The sequence below is a fragment of the Deinococcus sonorensis KR-87 genome (assembly GCF_040256395.1).
Classification (GTDB): domain Bacteria; phylum Deinococcota; class Deinococci; order Deinococcales; family Deinococcaceae; genus Deinococcus; species Deinococcus sonorensis.
In genome coordinates this window covers 2808379-2824077 of sequence record NZ_CP158299.1, presented here as the reverse complement: position 1 = coordinate 2824077, position 15699 = coordinate 2808379, and the positions used below count along the sequence as shown (strand labels likewise).

The 15699-nt window shown below is 66.2% G+C and carries 18 protein-coding genes and 4 tRNA genes; 6 read left to right on the top strand and 16 right to left on the bottom strand.

Annotated elements, in window-relative coordinates:
- Positions 1 to 72: 72 nt before the first annotated feature.
- From pyrH to msrA, 6 genes are all read left to right on the top strand, one after another.
- Positions 73 to 783 (top strand): UMP kinase, encoded by a 711-nt coding sequence (gene pyrH / locus ABOD76_RS19155; protein ID WP_350243549.1) that lies wholly within the window; start codon positions 73 to 75, stop codon positions 781 to 783.
- A gap of 69 nt (positions 784 to 852) precedes the next feature.
- Positions 853 to 1401 (top strand): ribosome recycling factor, encoded by a 549-nt coding sequence (frr, locus tag ABOD76_RS19150; RefSeq protein WP_350243548.1) that lies wholly within the window; start codon positions 853 to 855, stop codon positions 1399 to 1401.
- Positions 1402 to 1447: 46 nt separating this feature from the next.
- Complete coding sequence (locus ABOD76_RS19145; RefSeq protein WP_350243547.1) at positions 1448 to 2272, top strand: phosphatidate cytidylyltransferase; 825 nt, start codon at positions 1448 to 1450, stop codon at positions 2270 to 2272.
- Between the two features lie 87 nt (positions 2273 to 2359).
- Positions 2360 to 3601: a glucose-1-phosphate adenylyltransferase gene (gene glgC, locus ABOD76_RS19140; protein ID WP_350243546.1), complete on the top strand. Its 1242-nt coding sequence runs from the start codon at positions 2360 to 2362 to the stop codon at positions 3599 to 3601.
- Positions 3602 to 3694: 93 nt separating this feature from the next.
- Entirely contained in the window at positions 3695 to 4444 is a 750-nt protein-coding gene (locus ABOD76_RS19135; RefSeq protein ID WP_350243545.1) for a TSUP family transporter, read from the top strand.
- Between the two features lie 214 nt (positions 4445 to 4658).
- Complete coding sequence (gene msrA, locus ABOD76_RS19130) at positions 4659 to 5201, top strand: peptide-methionine (S)-S-oxide reductase MsrA (RefSeq protein ID WP_350243544.1); 543 nt, start codon at positions 4659 to 4661, stop codon at positions 5199 to 5201.
- Between the two features lie 3 nt (positions 5202 to 5204).
- Here the strand turns inward: msrA and ABOD76_RS19125 are convergent, their stop codons facing one another.
- The 16 genes from ABOD76_RS19125 to ABOD76_RS19050 form a co-directional block, all read right to left on the bottom strand.
- On the bottom strand, positions 5205 to 5849 hold the full coding sequence (locus tag ABOD76_RS19125) for an MOSC domain-containing protein (RefSeq protein WP_350243543.1): 645 nt from the start codon (positions 5847 to 5849) through the stop codon (positions 5205 to 5207).
- Positions 5850 to 5858: 9 nt separating this feature from the next.
- The gene (arsB, locus tag ABOD76_RS19120) at positions 5859 to 7145 is read right to left on the bottom strand and encodes an arsenical efflux pump membrane protein ArsB (protein ID WP_350243542.1); all 1287 of its coding nucleotides are present in this window, start codon (positions 7143 to 7145) and stop codon (positions 5859 to 5861) included.
- A gap of 65 nt (positions 7146 to 7210) precedes the next feature.
- Positions 7211 to 7432, bottom strand: coding sequence for a hypothetical protein (locus ABOD76_RS19115; RefSeq protein ID WP_350243541.1), 222 nt, complete (start codon positions 7430 to 7432; stop codon positions 7211 to 7213).
- Positions 7433 to 7628: 196 nt separating this feature from the next.
- Positions 7629 to 10100, bottom strand: coding sequence for a leucine--tRNA ligase (gene leuS / locus ABOD76_RS19110; protein WP_350243540.1), 2472 nt, complete (start codon positions 10098 to 10100; stop codon positions 7629 to 7631).
- 222 nt (positions 10101 to 10322) lie between these two features.
- Complete coding sequence (gene rplL, locus ABOD76_RS19105; RefSeq protein ID WP_350243539.1) at positions 10323 to 10688, bottom strand: 50S ribosomal protein L7/L12; 366 nt, start codon at positions 10686 to 10688, stop codon at positions 10323 to 10325.
- 54 nt (positions 10689 to 10742) lie between these two features.
- On the bottom strand, positions 10743 to 11243 hold the full coding sequence (rplJ, locus tag ABOD76_RS19100; protein ID WP_350243538.1) for a 50S ribosomal protein L10: 501 nt from the start codon (positions 11241 to 11243) through the stop codon (positions 10743 to 10745).
- Positions 11244 to 11441: 198 nt separating this feature from the next.
- On the bottom strand, positions 11442 to 12140 hold the full coding sequence (gene rplA, locus ABOD76_RS19095) for a 50S ribosomal protein L1 (protein WP_350243537.1): 699 nt from the start codon (positions 12138 to 12140) through the stop codon (positions 11442 to 11444).
- On the bottom strand, positions 12133 to 12567 hold the full coding sequence (gene rplK, locus ABOD76_RS19090; protein WP_350243536.1) for a 50S ribosomal protein L11: 435 nt from the start codon (positions 12565 to 12567) through the stop codon (positions 12133 to 12135). The genes rplA and rplK overlap by 8 nt, the downstream gene beginning before the upstream one ends.
- Positions 12568 to 12688: 121 nt before the next feature.
- A complete protein-coding gene (nusG, locus tag ABOD76_RS19085; RefSeq protein WP_350243535.1) occupies positions 12689 to 13264 on the bottom strand; it encodes a transcription termination/antitermination protein NusG in 576 nt (191 codons plus the stop codon).
- On the bottom strand, positions 13261 to 13443 hold the full coding sequence (gene secE, locus ABOD76_RS19080) for a preprotein translocase subunit SecE (protein WP_350243534.1): 183 nt from the start codon (positions 13441 to 13443) through the stop codon (positions 13261 to 13263). Before secE ends, nusG begins: the two co-directional genes overlap by 4 nt.
- Positions 13444 to 13541: 98 nt before the next feature.
- On the bottom strand, positions 13542 to 13709 hold the full coding sequence (rpmG, locus tag ABOD76_RS19075; RefSeq protein ID WP_350243533.1) for a 50S ribosomal protein L33: 168 nt from the start codon (positions 13707 to 13709) through the stop codon (positions 13542 to 13544).
- A gap of 205 nt (positions 13710 to 13914) precedes the next feature.
- Positions 13915 to 15132, bottom strand: a complete 1218-nt coding sequence (tuf, locus tag ABOD76_RS19070; RefSeq protein ID WP_350243532.1) for an elongation factor Tu — start codon at positions 15130 to 15132, stop codon at positions 13915 to 13917.
- Positions 15133 to 15304: 172 nt separating this feature from the next.
- Positions 15305 to 15379: transfer RNA gene (locus ABOD76_RS19065), tRNA-Thr, on the bottom strand.
- A 7-nt stretch (positions 15380 to 15386) separates the two neighbouring features.
- Positions 15387 to 15462, bottom strand: a tRNA-Gly gene (locus ABOD76_RS19060).
- A 2-nt stretch (positions 15463 to 15464) separates the two neighbouring features.
- Positions 15465 to 15550, bottom strand: a tRNA-Tyr gene (locus tag ABOD76_RS19055).
- Between the two features lie 29 nt (positions 15551 to 15579).
- Positions 15580 to 15655 (bottom strand) — tRNA-Thr (locus ABOD76_RS19050).
- Positions 15656 to 15699: the final 44 nt, after the last annotated feature.

The window sequence follows — 15699 nt, the reverse complement described above, 5'->3', positions numbered from 1 at the left end:
GGGCTTTTTTTTGGGCCGCTTCACCCTGGGATTCGGCATGACCCACTGCCAGGCAGTGCATTGAGGAGAGCCATGTACAAACGTGTGGTGCTGAAACTTTCGGGTGAATTTCTGGCGGGCGAGAGTGGCTACGGCATTCATCCGGACACCGCCCTTGAGCTGGCCCGCTCCATCACGGCGGCGCTGGAGGGCACCGGTGTGGAGCTGGCCATCGTGATCGGCGGCGGCAACCTGTGGCGCGGCGCCCGCAACGGCAGCGGCATGGACGGCGCCACCGCCGATTACATCGGCATGCTCGGCACCGTCATGAACGCCATGGCGCTGCAGGACGCGATGGAGCAGGCCGGACAGCCGACCCGCATCATGACCGCCATCCAGATGGCCCAGGTGGCCGAGCCGTACATCCGCCGCCGCGCCATGCGGCACCTGGAAAAGGGCCGCGTGGTCATCTTCGGGGGCGGCAACGGCGCGCCCTTCTTCACCACCGACACCACCGCCACGCTGCGGGCGCTGGAGATCGGGGCGGACGTGGTGCTGATGGCCAAGAACAGCGTGGACGGCGTGTACAGCAGCGACCCGCGCAAGAACCCGGAGGCCACGCGTTATGACCACCTGACGCACGCCGAGGTGGTGGCGCAGCGGCTGGAGGTGATGGACGCCACCGCCATCACGCTGTGCATGGACAAGGGCCTGCCGATCATCGTGTTCGACATCTTCGAGCCGGGCAACTTGGCGCGGCTGTTCCGGGGCGAGCGGGTCGGCACCCTGATCTCCACGCCCTGAAGCGGCCCTGAAGCTCCCGGCCCCCCGGATGGGGCGGTCGGCTAAAATGCCCCGAAGGAGCGCGAAACCATGGACATGAAAGACATTCAGCAGGATGCCCGCACCCGCATGGGCAAGGCGATCGAGGCGCTGGAGAGCAACCTGTCGGTGCTGCGGACCGGCCGGGCCAACCCCGGCATTCTGAAGAAGATCGTGGTGGACTACTACGGCTCGCACATGCCGATCGATCAGGTGGCGGGCATCACCACCCCGGACCCCCGCACACTGCTGATCACGCCCTGGGACCGGGGCGCGCTGCAGCCGATCGAGCGGGCCATCCGCGACAGCGACCTGGGCCTGAACCCCAACAACAAGGGCGACGCCATCTTCATCACGCTGCCGGTGCTGACCGAGGAGCGCCGCAAGGACCTGGTCAAGAACGCCCGCAACTACGCTGAGGACGCCAAGGTGGCGATCCGCAACGTCCGCAAGTCGGCGCTGGACGACCTGAAGAAGGTCGAGGGCGTGGGCGAGGACGACCTGAAGCGCGGTGAAGGCGACGTGCAGAAGGTCACCGACGAGTTCATCAGGCGGGTGGACGAGGTCACGGCCCGCAAGGAGCAGGACATCCTCGGGTGAACCGGGCCACCTGCCACACGTGCACCCTGGCCGGGCAGGGCGGCCGATGGAGACGCTGAGCAGCCGGGTGCTGACCGCCGTGGTGGGCTTTGCCCTGGTGGTGGTGGCGGTCTACTTCGGCTGGATCACGCTGCTGCCCGCGCTGCTGGCGGTGGGACTGGTGTCGCTGCACGAGTACATCCGGATGCTGGACCGCCGCGACATTGATGTGCGGCGCGGCAGCCTCTACGTGTTCGGCGCGGCCCTGTTGATCGCCAGCCTGCCGGGCCTGCCGGCGCCTCCCTGGGCCGGCGGCTCGTGGCGCGAGGTGGTGCTGGGTTTCGCTACCTTCTACTTTCTGGTGATCGAGGTGGTGAACCCCGGCGAGCGGCCGCTGGAGCGGATCGTGTACAGCCTGTTTGGGCTGGTGTACATTCCGTGGCTGCTCGGCTACTTCCTGCTGCTGCGCTACACCCCCAACGCCGACGAGGGTCTGCTGTACTTCGCGCTGCCGCTGCTGGCCACCTTCGCCACCGACATCGGCGCCTACTTCGTGGGGTTTTTCTTCGGGCGGCGCAAGCTGGCCCCGGAGGTCAGCCCCGGCAAGACGGTGGAGGGCGCCATTGGCGGCCTGCTCACCAGTTTCCTGCTGGTGCTGGCGTTTACCCGGCTGGCAGGCATCTGGTCGCTGCTGGACGCCTTCCTGTACGCCGCGCTGGTGGCCAGCGCCTCACAGCTGGGTGACCTCTCCGAGAGCCTGCTGAAGCGCGCGCTGGGCGCCAAGGACAGCGGCAACAGCCTGCCGGGCCACGGGGGCATGCTGGACCGGCTGGACTCGCTGCTCTTCGCGGTGCCGATCACCTACCTGTTTCTGCAGCTGGGCGTGTTCTAGCCCCTGTTCAGGCGAATTATATTCAGACAGCCCCAACGTGCGGCTGTCTGATTTGCCGTTATGCTGGAGCGCGTAAGGGGGAAATTGATGAAACCACGCATCCTGGGCATGATTCTGGCAGGGGGGCAGGGCAGTCGTCTGTCGCCACTGACGCTGAAGCGTTCCAAGCCGGCAGTGCCGTTCGGCAGCAAGTACCGGATCATCGATTTTGCCATCAACAATTTCATGAACAGCGGCATGTTCAGCATCTACGTGCTGACGCAGTTCAAGGCCCAGAGCCTCACCGAGCACATCCAGCGCGGCTGGCGCTTCGGCACGTTCCTGTCGGACTACTTCATCACGCTGGTGCCGGCCCAGATGTACCGCTTCGAGGAACTGGGGCCGGTGTGGTACCGCGGCACCGCCGACGCGGTGTACCAGAACATCCACCTGATCGACAACTACGACGCCGATTACGTGGCCATCTTCAGCGGCGACCACATCTACAAGATGAACGTCGAGCACATGCTGCAGCAGCACATTGACGCCCGCGCTGACGTGACCATCGCCGCCTACCCGATGCCGGCCGCCGAGTCGGCCCGGTTCGGCGTGATGAACGTGGACGCCCGCTGGCGCGTGACCGAGTTTCTGGAGAAGCCGGACCCCAGCACCCTGCCGGGCAACCCCGAGACGGTGCTGACCAGCATGGGCAACTACATCTTCTCGCGCCGCGCGCTGGAAGAGCTCCTGGAAACCAGCATGGGCAAGAACAGCGAGCAGGGCTACGACTTCGGCAAGGATGTCATTCCGCGCGCCCTCTCGGACGGCTATCACGTGCTGGCCTACGACTTCCACAAGAACCCGATTCCCGGTCAGGGCGGACCCAACACCTACTGGCGCGACGTGGGGACGCTGGACGCCTATTACGACGCCAGCATGGACCTGATCAGCGTGTCGCCGGAGTTCGACCTGTACAACCACGAGTGGCCGCTGCGGACCAGCAGCGAGTTCTCGCCGCCCACCAAGTTCGTGCACGAGGCCGAGACCCGGCGTGGCCAGAGCTTCAACAGCATCATGGCCGGCGGGACCATCATCAGCGGCGGCACCGTCCGTGACAGCGTGCTGGGCCGCTCGGTCAGGAGCCACAGCTACTCGCTGGTGGAGAGCAGCGTGATCTTTGACAACGTGGAGGTGGGGCGGCACTCGCATATCCGCAACGCCATCATCGACAAGGACGTGGTGATTCCGCCGGGGGCCCGCATCGGCCTGGACCGCGAGGAGGACGAGGCGCGCGGCTTCAAGATCACCGAGAACGGCATCGTGGTGGTGCCCAAGAGCTACACCTTCTAAGGGGCTAGCGGCCAGGAGCCAACGCCGCCGATCCTTACTGGGTCGGCGGCGCGGTGCTGGTTCCCGGCCCCGGCAGCTGATAGCCTGCCGGGCGTGCCTGCTCCTGACGTGCTGCTCTACGGCCTGCCGCTCGCCTTTCTGGCCGGATTCATTGACGCGGTGGCGGGCGGCGGCGGGACCATCACGCTGCCCACCCTGTTCCTGATGGGCCTGAGTCCCGCGCAGGCGGTGGCCACCAACAAACTGCTGGCCATCTTCGGGTCCGGCAGCGCCACCGTGCAGTTCTGGAGGGCCGGGCAGGTGGAGCGCGGGCTGGTGCTGCGGCTGGTGCCGCTGGCGCTGCTCGGCTCCGGTCTGGGCGCGTGGCTGGTGCACTTCATTGACCCGAATGCCTTCCGGGGGCTGGTGGCCGCCGTCATCCTGGGCGTCGGGGTGCTGGTGTTGGTCAACAAGCGCTTCGGTCTGGAGGACCGCTACCCGGGCCTGACTCCCCGGGTGCTGGCGCTGACCCTGCCCGGCACGCTGGTGGTCGGCGTCTATGACGGGCTGCTCGGCCCCGGCACCGGCACCTTCCTGATGTTCCTGTTCACGCTGGCCGGCTTCAATCTGGTGCGCTCCAGCGGCAACGCCCGGACCATCAACTTCGCCACCAACCTGGGCGCCTTTGTGTACTTCCTGCTGGGCGGCCAGATGGTGTTCTGGATCGGTCTGCCGATGGGCGTGGCCAATGCGCTGGGCGCGGCATTGGGTGCCCGGATGGCCATGCTGCGGGGCAGCGGCTTTGTCAAGGCGATCTACGGGGTGATTGTGGTGCTGGTGGCGGCCCGCCTGCTGATCCGCTGAACGAAAGCAGAGCCGGGCAGGGCATACCCTGATTCCAGCTGAAGCGATCTTCAGTTCAGCACCTCTGGCCAGGAAAGAAGGGTCACGCACGCGGCATCAGTCGTGCACGAGCAGAGTCTGCACCGACCTGGAAAAGGACATGGCTTTGGCCCTTCGTCGGCAAACGTGCGGTCTGCTGCCAAGTGCAGCGGCCCCAGGCAGGACAATGCATGTCATGAGCGAACTGAGAACCGCAATCGTGGCTGGCGGCTGTTTCTGGTGCACCGAGGCCGTCTTTCTGGATGTCCGGGGCGTGGACCATGTGGAGAGCGGCTACATCGGGGGCCAGCAGCCGAACCCCACCTACAACGACGTGTGCAGCGGCACCACCGGCCACGCCGAGGCTGTCCGCATCACCTATGACCCGGCGGTGCTCGGATACCGCGACCTGCTGCATATTTTCTTCGCCACCCATGACCCCACCACGCTCAACCGGCAGGGTCATGATGTCGGCACCCAGTACCGCTCGGCGGTGTTCTATCAGGACGAGCAGGAGCGGGCCGAGGCGCAGGCCGTCATTGAGGAACTGGAGCAGCAGCAGCTGTTCGACCGGCCGATCGTGACCACGCTGGAGCCGGCCACCCGCTTCTACCCGGCCGAGGCATACCACCAGGACTACTACGCCCGCAATCGCGTGCAGCCGTACTGCATGGCGGTCATCACGCCCAAACTGGCCAGCTTCCGGCGCAGTTTCGCGGACCGGCTCAAGAGCGCCTGAGCCTCAGCGCTGCTCCAGCTCGCGCAGCTGTTCCTCGCGGTGCTGCCGGGCGCGTACCGCGATGGGGGCCGCCAGCGAGCGCCGCAGCTGCTCCAGGGTCGGGCGCGGGGTGTAGAACAGCTCGAACTCCTCGGCCACCGTGGGCGCGTCGGGCGCTCCCGGCTCCAGTTCTATGCCGTCACCTTCCTGCACCTGACCCGGCTCCAGCACCCGGGTATACAGGCCGGGCCGGCGCATCTGGCGGAACCGTTTGACAAAGCCCTGGTCCTGCATGTGGGCGGCGAAGGTGGCGCAGGGAATGCGTGGGGCAGTCACTTCCAGCAGCACGCTGCCGACGCGCAGCCGGCTGCCGATCCGCATGTCTGCCAGGGCAGGGCCTTCCACTGTCAAATTCTCCCCGAAGCAGCCGGCCGGCAGCGGATGGCCGAGCTGCTCCACAAATGCGTCGTAGTCCTCGGTGCTGTACAGGTAGACCGCCTGATCCGGGCCGCCGTGGTGTCCGGTGCTCAGGATGTGGTCGCCTTCCAGCCCCAGCGGGCCCACCCGGACCGGCCCAGACTGTGGCCGCTTGTCAATGCCGCTGATGCTGCGGTGGGCGTCGTGCCGGATTTCGGTCGGGCGGCCGATGTTCACGCTGAGCAGCTTCATGGGCCGAGTCTACCCAACGAGGCGCAGCATCACCCACAGACTCAGCAGCGCGGCCAGCAGCACCGGTGGGGTCAGGCGCACCCCGGCCCGGAAATACTCACCCCAGCTGACCTGCAGGCCGCGCCCGGCCAGCACGTGCAGCCACAGCAGCGTGGCCAGACTGCCGATGGGGGTCAGTTTCGGGCCGATATCGGCGCCCACCACCGCGCCGTACACCACGGCCTGCTGCAGGTGACCGCTCAGACCGCTCTCCTGAATGCCCAGCAGCCCGAACAGCAGCGCCGGCAGGTTATTCAGGCCGGCCGACAGCGCGGCCACGCCCACCCCGGACAGCAGCACCGCCACGAGGTCACCGTGGGCGCTCCAGCGGGCCAGCAGCTCGCCGTAGCGGGCGGTGAGGCCCGCGTTCTGCAGCCCGTACACCACCGTGTACATGGCCAGCGAAAACACCACGACGTTCCAGGGAGCGGCGCGCAGCAGCGCCCGGCTGGAGAGATGTTGCGAGCGGGCGGCGGTCAGCACCAGGGCCAGGGCCGCCGCCCCCACCAGAGCGCTGAGCGGCAGATGCAGCGGGTCGGCCAGAAGATAGCCGAGCAGCAGCAGGGGCAGCAGCACCCAGGCCAGCCGGAAGACCCCCTGCGACCGGATGGCGCTGGCCGGACGGTCCAGCGTCTCCAGCCGGTAGCGCTTCGGAATCACCCGGCGGTACATCAGCAGCAGCACCAGCAGGCAGGTCAGCACCACCACCACGTCCACCGGCACCATCAGGCGCGCGTACGGCACAAAGCCCAGGTGAAAGGCGTCCGCCGTGACGATGTTCACCAGGTTCGACACGGTCAGCGGCACGCTGGCGGCGTCCACCACGAAGCCCACCCCCAGCGCCACCGCCAGGGTGGCGGCGCGCGAATAGCCGAGGGCCGCCGCCAGTTCCAGCGTCAGTGGCGTCAGGATCAGCACCGCACCGTCGTTGGCGAACAGGGCCGCGATGACGGCCGAGAACACGATCAGCAGCACGAACAGCCGGACGCCGCGTCCGCCGCCGATCCGCGCCACGTGCAGGGCGGCCCAGCGGAAGAACCCGGCAGCGTCCAGCACCAGGCTCAGGAGGATCAGGCCCACCAGGGTCAGGGTGGCGTTCCAGGTGGCATGCCATACGGTCAGGAGGTCGGCGGGGTGAACGGTCCCGGTCAACAGGGCGGCCACGGCGCCCAGGCAGGCGGCTGCCGCGGGGCTCAGGCCGCGCGGTTGCCAGATGACCAGCGCGATGGTGGAAAGCACAAGGAAGAGGGCCAGCACACCCAAAACCTTAGCGTGCCGGCCCTCGTCTGACCGCAGATGACGTGTGAATCTGACAAACAGATCTAGGAAGCGCTTCCAGCCCCCACATCAAAACGGCGGGCCGTGCGCACATCGTGCCTGTGACGCCATACAGAGCTCACGGCCACCAGCAGCAGGCTGGCGACCAGCAGGGCCGCCCCCAGTGCCAGTCCGGCGGTCAGCTGCGCCATGGCACCCACCACAACCCCCACGATAACGGCCAGCGCCACCAGCCAGAACAGGCGCTTTTTCAGACTGATCACCACACACGACCACAAGTAGGCTGTACGATTCATCACATCGCCTCCAGGGTTCATTGTCCTTGACCGTGGTGAGCAGACCGTAATGGCAGGTCATTAGCTGGTCTTAAGGTTGCCGGACCGGTACAGAGAGAAACGAGCATGGTCCCAAAAGAGGAGCCCAGGTGACGAAGCAGTCACCTGGGCTCCTCTCGACCTGCCGTTACTTACTCACGACGATATTGATGATCTTCCCCGGCACATAGATCTCCTTGATGGTGTCCTTGCCTTCTAAGAAGCGGGCCACGCTTTCTTCGGCGCGCGCCGCTGCCATCGCCTCGGCCTGGGTGGCGGTTCGGGAAATCTGCACCTGACCGCGCACTTTGCCGCTCACCTGCACGCCGATGGTCACGGTGTCGCGGGTCGCGGCCTGCTGATCCACCTGGGGCCAGGCGGCCAGATGCACGCTGCTCTGCTCGCCCTGCTGCTGCCACAGTTCCTCCGCCAGGTGCGGGACCACCGGGGCCAGCATCCGGACAAAGATGCTCAGCGCCTCCGCCCACACCGGGCCGCCGTACAGCGGGCTGCGTTTGGCCTTGACCAGCGTGTTGGTCAGCTCCATCAGGCTGCTGATGATGGTGTTGAAGCTCAGCCGCCCGAAGTCGGCGCTCACGCGGCTCAGGGTGCTGTGGACCGCATACCTCAGGTCGGCCTCGCTGGTGCTCTCCTTCGGCCCGACCGACACCTCATCGCTGTACAGCGCGTACACCCGCCCCAGCCACTTGGCCGGACCGTTGATCCCGCTGGGGTCCCAGGGGCCGCCCACCTCCCACGGCGCGATAAACATCAGGTAGGCGCGCACCGTGTCCGCGCCGTACTCGCGCACCAGGTCGTCCGGATCGATGACGTTGCCGCGGCTCTTGCTCATCTTTTCCTGGTCTGGCCCCAGGATGATGCCCTGATTGCGCACCACCTTGAACGGCTCCGAGTGCTCGGTCAGGCCCAGGTCACGCATCACACGGGTCCAGAAGCGGCTGTACAGCAGGTGCAGGATGGCGTGCTCGATGCCGCCGGTGTACAGGTCGATCGGCATGTAGCGCCGCGTGGCCTCTGCGTCCACCGGCGCCGTCTCCAGGTGCGGGTTCAGGAAGCGGTACATGTACCAGCTGCTGTCCACGAAGGTGTCCATGGTGTCGGTGTCGCGCTCGGCCGGCCCACCGCACACCGGGCAGGTGGTGTGGCGGAAGGTGGGGTCCAGCTTCAGGGGGCTCTGGCCGGTGGGCGTGAAGGCCACGTCGTCCGGCAGCCGCACCGGCAGCTGGTCGTCCGGCACCGGCTGCGCGCCGTGTTCCGGGCAGTACACGATTGGAATCGGGGTGCCCCAGTAGCGCTGCCGGCTGACCAGCCAGTCGCGCAGCCGGTAGGTGGTCTTGGCGCGCGCCACGCCCAGCGCACCCAGCCGCTCGATCACGGCCCCGATGCTGGCCTTGCCGCCCGGCAACCCATCGAACTCGCCGCTGTTGACCAGCTGCCCCTCACCGCTGTAGGCCTCCACCGCCGCGTCCACGTCCATCGGCTCTGCGCCGTCCGGCCGGATCACCTCGCGGATCTCCAGGCCATACGTGCGGGCGAACTCGAAGTCGCGGCTGTCGTGCGCCGGCACCGCCATGATGCTGCCGGTGCCGTAGGTCACCAGCACGTAGTCGGCAATCCAGATGGGCAGCTGGTGGCCGCTGACCGGGTGGGTGGCGTAGCTGCCGGTGAACACGCCGGTCTTCTCGGTGGCGGACTGGCGGTCCACGTCGGTCTTCTGGCCTGCCGCCTCGATGTAGCGCTGCACCTCCGCCTGCTGCTCGGGGGTGGTCAGCTCGGCCACCTTCTTGTGCTCCGGGGCCAGCACCAGGAAGGTGGCGCCCATGATGGTGTCGGGCCGGGTGGTGAAGACCGTTTCTACGCCGGCCGGGGTGGGGAAGTCCACCTCGGCACCCACGCTCTTGCCGATCCAGTTCTGCTGCATCAGCCGCACGCGCTCCGGCATGTCGGCGTCCCCGAAGTCCAGCAGCTCGTCGGCGTAATCGGTGATCTTCAGGTACCACTGGTTCAGCTCACGCCGCTCCACCACGCTGCCGCAACGCTCACAGCGCCCGTCCACCACCTGCTCGTTGGCCAGCACCGTCTGGTCCTTGGGGCACCAGTTGACCAGCCCGCCCTTCTTGTAGGCGATGCCGCGCCGGAACATCTCGATGAAGAACCACTGGTTCCAGCGGTAGTACTCCGGGTCGCAGGTGTTGAACTGACGCGACCAGTCGATCATGGTGCCCATCCGCTTGAACTGCACCGTCATGTCGGCGATGTTCTGGTAGGTCCACTTGCGCGGGTCCAAGTTGCGCTTGATGGCGGCGTTCTCGGCCGGCAGTCCGAACGCATCGAAGCCCATCGGGAACAGCACGTTGTGGCCGTTCATGCGCATCCAGCGGGCGCGGGCGTCCGGCGCCACGTAGGCGTACCAGTGACCCATGTGCAGGTTGCCGCTGGGGTAGGGGAACATGGTCAGGGCGTAGTGGGCCGGCTTGCTGGGGTCGTCGTGGAAGGTGTACAGGCCGTCGGTGGTCCAGCGGGCCTGCCACTGCTCCTCGATGGCGTGCGGGTTGTAGCGGCCGGACTTCTCTTCCTGGATCTGGCTGATGTCGGTCATGGGTGTGCTCCTGTGGTCAAAAAAAACGCCCCGGCAGGCAGCCGGGACGGGGCGAACAGGCCGGTGGCTAGTCGCTGCGTCCCTGACGTGCAAGCGCAGAGCGGATCATGAGTCCAGTGTAGTGCGCGGCGGGGGAGGGGTCAAACCCAGCCGCCGGAGGATTTCACAGGAAACCCCCTGGCCGGCTGGCCAGGGGGTTGCACTCCCGGTGTGGGCAGAGCCTTACTTCAGCTCGACCTTGGCGCCCGCGCCTTCCAGCTGGGCCTTGAACTTCTCGGCGTCTTCCTTGCTCACGCCTTCCTTGACGGCGCCGCCCTTCTCGGACAGGTCCTTGGCTTCCTTCAGGCCCAGGCCGGTGATGGCGCGCAGTTCCTTAATGACGTTGATCTTGCTGGCGCCAGCGTCCACCAGCACCACGTCGAACTCGGTCTTCTCCTCGACCGGGGCGGCGCCACCGGCGGCCGGGCCGGCCACGGCCACGGCCGCGGTCACGTTGAACTTCTCCTTGATGGCGTCGATCAGGTCGGCCAGCTCGAGGAGGGTGATGGTGCTCAGGTCGTCGAGGAACTGCTCTTTGTTGAAAGCCATGATGGTACTCCTTAGTCAGGTGAATTGAGGGGTGAGGGAGGGGCGCGCAACGGCTCAGGCCGCAGCGTCGCCGCCTTCCATCTTGGTGCGCAGCGCTTCGAGGAGGCCCACGAAGTTGCTCTGGTGGGCGCCCAGCACGCCGACGAGCTCGGCGTACAGCTGGTCGCGGCTGCCCAGGTTGGCGATGCGGGCCACGGTGGCGAGGTCCACGCGCTTGCCTTCCAGGTACCCGGCCTTCATGGTCGGGATGCCCTTGTCGTTGCCCTTGGCGGCGTCAGAGAGCGCCTTGGCCACGCCGGCCGGGTCGTCCTGCGCCACCACGATGGCGCTGGGACCCTTCAGGGCGTCACCGAAGTCGCGGCTCTCGCCGAGCGCAAGGTTGATCAGGGTGTTCTTGGCGACGATCAGTCGCCCACCCTTGTCCACCACCTGCTGACGCAGGGCGCTCAGCTGACCCGCGGTCAGACCCTGGTAGTCGACGACGTAGAACGTCTCGATGTTTTCCAGGCTCTTCTGCAGGGCCGCGAGGGTGTTTTGGTTCCGCTGGTTCGCCATGCGAACCTCCTTTGTGCTGCTCTGTCCAGAATCACGTCGATGCGCATTTTGCTGGATAACTCGGCGGGATGGGGGGGTTTAAACCCGCTTGGGTTCCCGCTGTCTCGGATGCCGGATACTGCTCGCCAGTTGGTGAGGTGCAAAAGCGCACCGGGGTGCCGATGGGAAGGCCGGGAACTCAGGTTCCCGGCCAGGAACTTACTGGGCGGCGCTGGCCAGGGTCAGCGGAATGCTGGGCCCCATGGTGCTGCTCAGGAAGGCGCTGCGCAGGTAGATGCCCTTGGCACTGCCCGGCTTGGCGGCTTCCAGCGCCGACACCAGCGCGCGGTAGTTCTCGGAGAGGTTGGCCGGGTCGAAGCTGGCCTTGCCGATGGGCGCGTGCACCACACCGGTCTTGTCGTTGCGGAACTCGATGCGGCCGGCCTTCAGCCCGCGCACCATGCCGGTCACGTCCGGGCCCACCGTCCCGCTCTTGGGGTTGGGCAGCAGGCCGCGCGGCCCGAGCAGACGCGCCAGACGCTGACCCACCTGGGCCATCATGTCGGGGGTCGCCACCACGGCGTCGAAGTCCATGAAGCCGCCGGCGATGCGCTCGATCAGCTCCTCGGCGCCCACCACGTCGGCGCCGGCGTCCTGCGCGTCCTGCAGCTTCTCACCCTTGGTGATGACGGCCACGCGCACGGTGCGGCCGGTGCCGTGCGGCAGCGCCACGGTGCCGCGCACGTTCTGGTCGCTCTTGCGCGGGTCAATGCCCAGGCGGAAGTGCACTTCCACCGTCTCGTCGAACTTGGCGGTGGCGATGTCGCGCACCAGCGCGGCGGCCTCGTCGATGGTGTACTGCTTGTCGCGGTCCACCCGGCCGATCAGCGCCTTGTACCGCTTACCGTGCTTAGGCATGGGGAGCTCCTTCGACGGTCACGCCCATGCTGCGGGCGGTGCCGGCCACGGTGTTGGCGGCGGCCTCAAGGCTGCCGGCGTTCAGGTCGGGCATCTTGGTCTTGGCGATTTCCAGCACCTGATCCCAGTTCAGCTTGCCGACCTTGCTCTTGTTGGGGGTCGGGCTGCCCTTGGCGATGCCGCTGGCCTTGCGGATCAGGTAGCTCATCGGGGGGGTCTTGGTGATGAAGGTGAAGCTGCGGTCGGCGTAGATGGTGATCTCCACAGGGATGATCGCGTCACCCTTGTCGGCGGTCTGGGCGTTGAACGCCTTGGTGAACTCCATGATGTTGGCGCCGTACTGACCGAGCGCCGGGCCGACCGGCGGGGCCGGGGTGGCCTTGCCTGCCGGTAGCTGCAGCTTGACGATTCCGTTGACCTTCTTCATTTGTCCTCCTTAGCTCCCCCACGCAGTCTGGCTGGTGGGGTGCTCGCGCTAAGCGGCTGTCCTGAGACAGCAACTTTTTCATTTTAGGGCCTGCGGCTCCGTTTGCCTAGAGCCGCGAAACTCAGCCCTTCTGGACCTGCGAGAAGTCCAGCTCCACTGGCGTCTCACGGCCGAAGATGCTGACTAGCACCTTGACCTTGGACTGCGGAATGTTCACTTCGCTGACCACGCCGCTGAAATCGGCGAAGGGACCGGCGGTGACGCGCACCATGTCGCCTTCCTTGAAGTTGATCTTGGTGCGGGGGGCCGGAGCCTCCTCCTGCACCTGCATCACGCCCACTGACCTCAGCAGGCGGTCCACTTCTTCAAATGACAGCGGCACCGGGCGGGTGGAGGTGCCCACGAAGCCGGTCACGCCGGGCGTGCCGCGCACCGCTTCCCACGACTCGCCAAGTTCGCCGGGCGCGTCGTCGTCCTCCACGTCCATCTGCACGAAGACGTAGCCGGGAAACAGCAGACGCTCGACCGTTTCCTTCTTGCCGCCCTCACGCAGTTCCACGGCTGTCTCGCTGGGCTGCAGCACCTGGAAGATCTTGGTGTACCACATGCCCATCTTGGAGGCGCGCTCCTTGAGGTTCTTCTCGACCATCTTTTCCTGGCCGACGTAGGTGTGCACGGCGTACCACTCGATGCTCATGGCAACACCAGCCGGATCAGCGCCTGAAAGGCCAGGTCCAGCAGATACACGGTCAGGGTCAGCGCGATCACGAACACCAGCACCGCCTGGGTGCCCTCGAGCACCTGCGGACGCGTGGGCCAGCTGACCCGGCCCAGTTCGGCGCGTGCGTCTCTAAAATATTGAATCAGGGCGTTCATGGCTGCCTTTCGGTGAGAGGAAGGCTGAGCGCGGGTGCAGGCCACAAAGGCCGCCCCGCGCTGGCGGGCCGGGCGCCCGAATGGCGCCCCGGCCGCAATCAGACCTTCTTCTCCTTGAAGGCCACGTGCTTCTTGGCCACCGGGTCGTACTTGCGCAGCTCCAGCTTGGCCTGGGTGTTGCGGCGGTTCTTGGTGGTGGTGTAGTAGAAGCCCGTGCCGGCGGTGCTTTCCATCTTCACAATGATGCGAGGTCCGTCTTTCGCCATGGTCCTGTCTCCTTTCGTCCAGACCCTGTGCGGGCCCGAACTCCCAGCCCGGCCTCTGATGGCGCCGGAACAGCTGGTGAAAAGCCCACCTTGCGGCGGGCAACCTCGTTATTATGTCAGCGCAGCTGCCCCGGGTCAACCTCCGGAGGTGTGGGAACAAAAAAAGGGGAGGCCACTGGCCTCCCCTTCGTGCGGTGCAGTGGAGTTACTGGTTCACCTTGGTGACGACGCCGGCGCCGACGGTGCGGCCACCTTCGCGGATGGCGAAGCGCAGGCCCTCTTCCATGGCGATCGGCTTGATCAGCTCCACGGTGAAGCTGATGTTGTCACCGGGCATCACCATTTCGACGCCTTCGGGCAGTTCCACCACACCGGTCACGTCGGTGGTGCGGAAGTAGAACTGCGGGCGGTAGCCACCGAAGAACGCGCTGTGGCGGCCCCCCTCGTCCTTGCTGAGGATGTACACGCTCGCTTCGAACTTGGTGTGCGGCTTGATGCTGCCCGGCTTGGCCAGCACCTGACCGCGCTCCACGTCGTCACGCGCCACGCCACGCAGCAGCACGCCCACGTTGTCGCCGGCCATGCCCTGATCCAGCAGCTTGCGGTGCATTTCGATGCCGGTGACGGTGGTCTTGCGGGTGTCGCGCAGGCCCACGATCTCCACTTCGTCCTGCACCTTGACGATGCCGCGCTCCACACGACCGGTGGCCACGGTGCCACGGCCGGTGATGGTGAACACGTCTTCGACCGGCATCAGGAAGGTCTTGTCGGTGTCGCGCTCGGGGGTGGGGATGTAGCTGTCCACCGCGTCGAGCAGTTCCCAGATGTTGTCGACCCACTTGTTGGTGCCGCGCGCCATCTTGGGATCGGCGACCAGCGCCTCGAGCGCCTGCAGGGCGCTGCCCTTGACCACCGGCAGGTCATCGCCGGGGAACTCGTAGCGGCTGAGCAGCTCGCGCACTTCCATCTCCACGAGCTCCAGCAACTCTTCGTCGTCGACCATGTCGACCTTGTTCATGAACACCACGATGTACGGCACGCCCACCTGACGGGCGAGCAGGATGTGCTCGCGGGTCTGCGGCATCGGGCCGTCGGCGCTGCTGACCACCAGGATCGCGCCGTCCATCTGCGCGGCGCCGGTGATCATGTTCTTGACGTAGTCGGCGTGGCCCGGGCAGTCCACGTGGCTGTAGTGGCGCGAGGTGGTGTTGTATTCCACGTGCGCGGTGTTGATGGTGATGCCGCGCGCCTTCTCTTCCGGCGCCTTGTCGATCTGGTCGTAGCGCTGCGTCTCGATGCTCGGGTCCGCGCTCGCCGCCGTGAAGGTGATCGCTGCCGTCAGCGTCGTCTTCCCGTGGTCCACGTGCCCGATCGTCCCCACGTTCACGTGGGGCTTCGTCCGCTCAAACGTCCCTTTCGCCATGTTCGTTCCTCCTTGGTGGCCCCGCCATCCGGCGAAGACCAGTGCCTGTAGAGCTTAGCGCCTGTGGACAGGTCCTGCGGCGCCTGAGAGGTATATGTGCCGTCTGACAGGACAGACAGGGCCGGCACATAGGAATGTGGCCCGCTGAAGGGCGGGCCAACATTCCTTTCGTTGGAGCTTGTGGTCAGGATTGAACTGACGACCTCTCCCTTACCAAGGGAGTGCTCTACCACTGAGCTACACAAGCGTAAGCGTGGAGCGGGAAACGAGACTCGAACTCGCGACATTCAGCTTGGGAAGCTGACGCTCTACCAACTGAGCTATTCCCGCGGTGGTGGGCAGGGGCGGATTCGAACCGCCGTACTCGAAAGAGAACAGATTTACAGTCTGTCGCCTTTAACCACTCGGCCACCTACCCGTCCAGCTTCGGCCCACTACAGTTGTTTCTGGAGCCACCCAGGAGAATCGAACTCCCAACCTTCCGATTACAAGTCGGGTGCTCTACCAGTTGAGCTAGGGTGGCGGCCTTTCCCGAAATCAGATGTGGTGTGCTCGTCCTGAGCGCGG